At 33.9% G+C, this 5,353-nt stretch carries 5 protein-coding genes; 3 read left to right on the plus strand and 2 right to left on the minus strand.

The window, feature by feature from the left end; all coding sequences use genetic code 11:
• The first annotated feature begins 478 nt into the window (after window positions 1-478).
• On the plus strand, window positions 479-1,906 hold the full coding sequence (locus CLORY_RS22320; RefSeq protein ID WP_139376126.1) for an aminopeptidase: 1,428 nt from the start codon (window positions 479-481) through the stop codon (window positions 1,904-1,906).
• Window positions 1,907-2,012: 106 nt separating this feature from the next.
• Window positions 2,013-2,651, plus strand: a complete 639-nt coding sequence (locus CLORY_RS22325) for a phosphoribosyltransferase (RefSeq protein WP_079428719.1) — start codon at window positions 2,013-2,015, stop codon at window positions 2,649-2,651.
• 45 nt (window positions 2,652-2,696) lie between these two features.
• Here CLORY_RS22325 and CLORY_RS22330 read toward each other — a convergent pair whose 3' ends face one another.
• The gene (locus CLORY_RS22330) at window positions 2,697-3,902 is read right to left on the minus strand and encodes a serine hydrolase domain-containing protein (protein ID WP_242954488.1); all 1,206 of its coding nucleotides are present in this window, start codon (window positions 3,900-3,902) and stop codon (window positions 2,697-2,699) included.
• 282 nt (window positions 3,903-4,184) lie between these two features.
• Here CLORY_RS22330 and CLORY_RS22335 point away from each other — a divergent pair, with 282 nt between their 5' ends.
• Window positions 4,185-5,237 (plus strand): L-lactate dehydrogenase, encoded by a 1,053-nt coding sequence (locus CLORY_RS22335; protein WP_079428721.1) that lies wholly within the window; start codon window positions 4,185-4,187, stop codon window positions 5,235-5,237.
• Here CLORY_RS22335 and CLORY_RS24360 read toward each other — a convergent pair.
• Window positions 5,234-5,347, minus strand: coding sequence for a hypothetical protein (locus CLORY_RS24360; RefSeq protein ID WP_479723561.1), 114 nt, complete (start codon window positions 5,345-5,347; stop codon window positions 5,234-5,236). The genes CLORY_RS22335 and CLORY_RS24360 overlap by 4 nt on opposite strands.
• Window positions 5,348-5,353 lie beyond the last annotated feature (6 nt).

The raw sequence follows: 5,353 nt of genomic DNA on the forward strand, positions 1-5,353 counted from the left end.
ATTGAACAACTATACTCTTTTCTTATGGCAATATATTGATAAATATATCTAATATTCATGTTTATATAATTTGTGGTTACTGCATTACTTTTTTTAAACAATGTTTTCCATTCTCTGAACACCAGTGATTTTCTAAAGAGTAAAAAATGCCATGTGATTACGATATTCCTATGGCATAATCCTATTTGAATTTATCCTTTTAACTTATATTATACAATTTTATTTAGATAAAATGATACGTTCCTTACTCAGCAAAGACGAAAAGCTGAGTATCAGCACTAAAATAAATAGTATAATAAAAAGCTCCACATTGATGAATTTATTTTTCCCATGAATATAACTGTTTACATATTAAAAAATAAATGATTATTATTTGTACTATTTATTCTAATTGTATAAAATAGAATCATATTGATTACAACTGTAATTGTAAAATAAATGAAGCAGTAAACAATAAATGAAACAGAGGTGTATTTTAATGACAACTAAAAATACTACTGATAGCGGAAAACTTGATCTAACTAAAAAAAGTTTAACCGCTTGGGAAAAATATTCAAAGGATGAAATTGAAGCTGTCTTTGCTTATAATAAAGGATATATGGATTTTATGTCCTCTTGTAAGACAGAACGAGAATGCGTAGACGAATTCATAACAAGAGCAGAAAAAGCTGGATATAAAAATTTGAAAACGATAATTGCAGAAGGTAAAGAACTTAAACCTGGTGATAAAGTATATGCAAATAATATGGGAAAGGCTCTTGCTTTATTTCTTATAGGCAATGAACCTTTAGAAAATGGTCTAAAAATTCTTGGAGCTCATATAGATTCACCAAGAATTGATATAAAGCAGAATCCCCTCTATGAGGATAGTAACTTAGCAATGCTTGATACTCACTATTATGGCGGCATTAAAAATTATCAATGGGTAACAATACCATTAGCAATTCATGGTGTTTTTATTAAAAGTGACGGAACTAAAGTAAATATGGTTATTGGCGAAGAGGATGATGATCCTGTAATAGGAATTTCTGATCTTTTAGTGCATCTTGCTGCTGACCAGCTTCAAAAGAGCCTAAGCAAAGGTATTGAAGGTGAGAACCTTAATATACTTGTAGGAAGTATTCCTATAGAAGATAAAGATGCTAAGGAAAGAGTAAAAATAAATATATTATCTCTTTTACATGATAAATATGGTATAACTGAAGATGACTTTGTATCAGCTGAACTTGAGGTTGTACCAGCAGGAAAAGCTAGACACTATGGGCTTGATAGGAGTATGGTTATGGCATACGGTCAGGATGACAGAGTCTGCGCTTATACTTCATTTGATGCTCTGCTCCAAATGACTGAAGTGGATAAAACCGCTGTGGCATTACTAGTAGATAAAGAAGAAGTTGGAAGCATCGGTGCTACTGGAATGCAATCAAAATTCTTTGAGAATGTTGTTGCAGAGGTTATGGATAGAGCCGGACAATACAGTGAACTTAAATTGAGAAGAACTCTTTCAAACTCAAAAATGCTTTCTTCAGATGTAAGTGCCGCTTTTGATCCGAATTATCCTGAAGTTATGGAAAAGAAAAATGCTGCTTACATAGGAAAAGGTATAGCCTTTAACAAATATACAGGTATTCGTGGTAAATACAGCTCCAATGATGCAAACCCCGAATATATAGCAGAAATCAGAAGAATGTTGGACAAACACGGGGTTACTTGGCAGACTGCTGAACTTGGAAAAGTTGATCAAGGAGGCGGCGGTACAATAGCCTATATTCTTGCCCACTACGACATGGAGGTAATCGACTGTGGAGTTGCACTGCTTAATATGCATTCACCATGGGAAATTGCTAGCAAAGCAGATATATACGAAGCCATGAAAACTTATAAAACATTTTTGCTTGAAGCATAAAATATTAAGCACCCAATCTTAGCATTGGGTGCTTAATATTTGTTTAATGAATAATTCTCTAATTTTAACTCATACTAATGTGTATATGTTAAGGAGATTTAATTATATGTTTGCAAATAGAAAAGAGGCAGGAGAAAGACTTTCTTTAGTACTTGAAAAATTCAAACCCGAAATGCCAATTATCCTTGCTGTGCCAAGAGGTGGAATTGTAGTTGCTTACGATACTATAAAAAAGTATGGCTTCGATTGGGATTTAATTATTCCTAGAAAAATTGGATTACCTAACAATAAAGAGATTGCTATAGGTGCAGTATCTTTAGACGGAACATACATTATTAATGAAAGGTATGCAGCCATGCTAAATGTATCTCAGCAGTATATAGAAAGCGAAATACTTAATCAAACAAAAGAAATCAAAAGAAGATTAAAGAAATATAAAGGAAATGCAGATTTTCCAAAGGTTAAGGATAAAACGGTAATTATCATCGATGATGGAATTGCAACAGGTTTTACAATTCAGGCCGCTATATACGCAATAAAAAAGCATGAAGCAAAAAGAATTATTTTAGCAATACCTGTGGCACCTCAAGACACAGTTTTTCAATTAGAGAAACTCATTGATGAGGTTATATGCTTGTATATTCCAGATGAATTTCATGCTGTTAGTTTACATTATAAAAGTTTTGAACAAACCACTGATGATGAGGTCATCAGTATAGTACAAGAATTAGAAAATGGAGTATAATCTTCGTCCATCGAAAAATACGCCTATGACTATACTCCATCTTAATTATTCACAGCATGTACTAAAAATAATATTGCGTAATTTTCTTGTTAGTGTTGTTGTACCAGTATCCGTTTTCTGCATCATAAACAAGAATGTTAATTGATCGTTGGGACAATTACAAAAATAAGGGCCAAGCCAACCATCCCATCCATATTCTCCAATGCTGCCAAGATCACCAGCTTTACCACAATCTGTTCTCACACGCATCAGATTTCCATAACTGTGACCGCACAATGTAGTCCAAAGATCTAACCCTTTCTGTTGCTCAGCGTTTAACGTTCCCGATGTTAAATATTTAACTGTTCTAGGTCGTAAAATCTGAACACCGTCCAAAGTTCCTTTATTCATGAGCATCCTTGTAAAACTAGCGTAATCATCTATAGTTGAAGCAAGACCAGCTCCGCCAGATTCAAATGCTGGATCCCTGTCCATCTGATGAACAATTCCTAAATGGTTTCCTGCATAAAGCACTAAATCTCCGCTTCCGTTGTCTGCATAAGTCTTTACCAAGCGCTGCCTTTTTTCTTTTGGCACCCAGAAACCGGTATCTTGCATACCTAGTGGTTCAAATATTTCCTTCTTTAAAAATTCTCCAAAACGCATACCACTTACAACTTCCACAACTGCTCCTAATACGTCTGCAGAAGTACCATACTGCCAAAACGTTCCAGGTTGAAAAGCAAGGGTACATTTACCTAATTTGTTCATAGCTTCAACAGTGCTCATGGGCCAACTACCTAACAATCTGCTATCTATCTCATGAAACAACGCATCTACTTCACGCTCCGCTCTGTTGCCTGTCCCTCCATACACCAATCCTGAAGTCATAGACAGTAAATCTTTAAGTACTACTTCACGCAGTGCTGGAGCCAAACTGTCACCTTCAGCTACCAACTGATTTTTAAAGCCAGGAAGATACTTGCTTACAGGTTCATATAAATCTATTTCTCCACGCTCTAAAAGTATCATAACTGCAGCAGCTGTAATTGGTTTAGTCATCGAATACAATCTAAAAATCGAATCTCTTTTTATTGGAAGTCCTGCCTCCCTATCAGCTAAACCATCCTCGTGATAGAAGATTTCCTTTCCTTCTTTAATTATCATTAAATTTGCACCAGCAAGTTCACTATTATCTATGTTATCTCTTAACACTTTTTTTATTTGGTTTATTTCTGTTTCACCTAACATTTCAATTGCTCCTTCATCCATAATTCTGTCTCTAATGAGCCTATAATATTCATACTCATTCAAAGACTATGCTTAACATTTCCAGAATCATTATATCACCTTATGCTAGTACGTGAAATATTAATAAGTAACGAACATATAAATATTTTACTTTATACTATAAAAGTAAAATACACTTATTTTATAGTTGTTTTTATTCTGCAAATTATTATTCTGTGTTAGAATGTAACTACAATTCATTATTGATTAAATCATTAAATTTGAAAAAGGAATAATTTCACTAATATATAAATGGAGGTTAATATGAAAGTAAAACATGGTAAGCTTGTAATAATTGGTGCTGGTAAAGTTGGATCAGCTATACTTAATTCCATATTGAGAATGAACGTAGTAAATGATATTGTTGTGATTAATCGAAATAGAGACAAGGCATTAGGTGAGGTTTTAGACGCCAGTCATACCACTGCTTTTGCTTATAGTGCCAATGCTTCCATAAGAGTTGGAGATTACGAGGATTGTGCCGATGCGCAGATTATAGTAATGACAGCTGGTCCAAGCATTAAACCAGGTAATTCTAGGGATAGAATGGTGTTATTAGAACAAAATATAGCTATTATGTCTGATGTTATGTCAAAGATTGTTAAATACACAACAGAAGCAATTATTATCAACGTATCAAATCCACTAGACATTCTTGTTTATGTAGCTCAGAAAAAATTCAATTACCCTAAAGATAAAATTCTAGGCACTGGTACTTTATTAGATACTGCAAGATTTAATAAAATTCTAGGAGATATATGTGGTGTTGATGCTAAGAATGTAACAGGATTTGTACTAGGAGAGCATGGAGCAACTTCTTTTATTCCATGGAATACAGTAAATATTGTGGGCATTTCTTTTCATAACTTTGAAAAACAGTTTAAGCTGACAGAAAAAATTAATAAGAATAAAATTCTAGAAGAAATGAAAACTGTAGGTTTAGATATTGTTGAGCTAAAAGGATATACAAGCTCTGGAGTTGCACTAAGTGCTTGTCGTTTAGTAGCTGCAATAATGAGAAACGAAAAATGTATTGTTCCAGTATCCGTCGTATTGGATGGCCAGTACGGAATAACAGACGTAGCATTAAGTCTTCCATGTGTAATATCGGAAAATGGCATAGATAAAATTTTGGAAATTCCTTTAGATGAGCAAGGGACTTCAGATTTTCAGCATTGCGTCTCACATTTAAAGGAAGTTTTAGAGAATTGCTGTTATTCGCCAAGTCAAACTACAGTCACTTTGCCAAGAAAAACTACAGTTTGCAGGAAAAAAACAAGCACCACAGTGAAAATGACTATGGTGTTTGTTTTTTAGTAGAAACGTACTTTTTTCTTGTTAAATTTAAGTTTAGGAGCAATAGCCTTAAGTGCATAGGCAACGGTTATACCGTCGACTTCTCCCAAAATTCTAGTAAGCTGTTCTATATTCCA

Origin of the sequence: Clostridium oryzae, assembly GCF_002029235.1 — a bacterium.
Classification (GTDB): Bacteria; Bacillota; Clostridia; order Clostridiales; family Clostridiaceae; genus Clostridium_AE; species Clostridium_AE oryzae.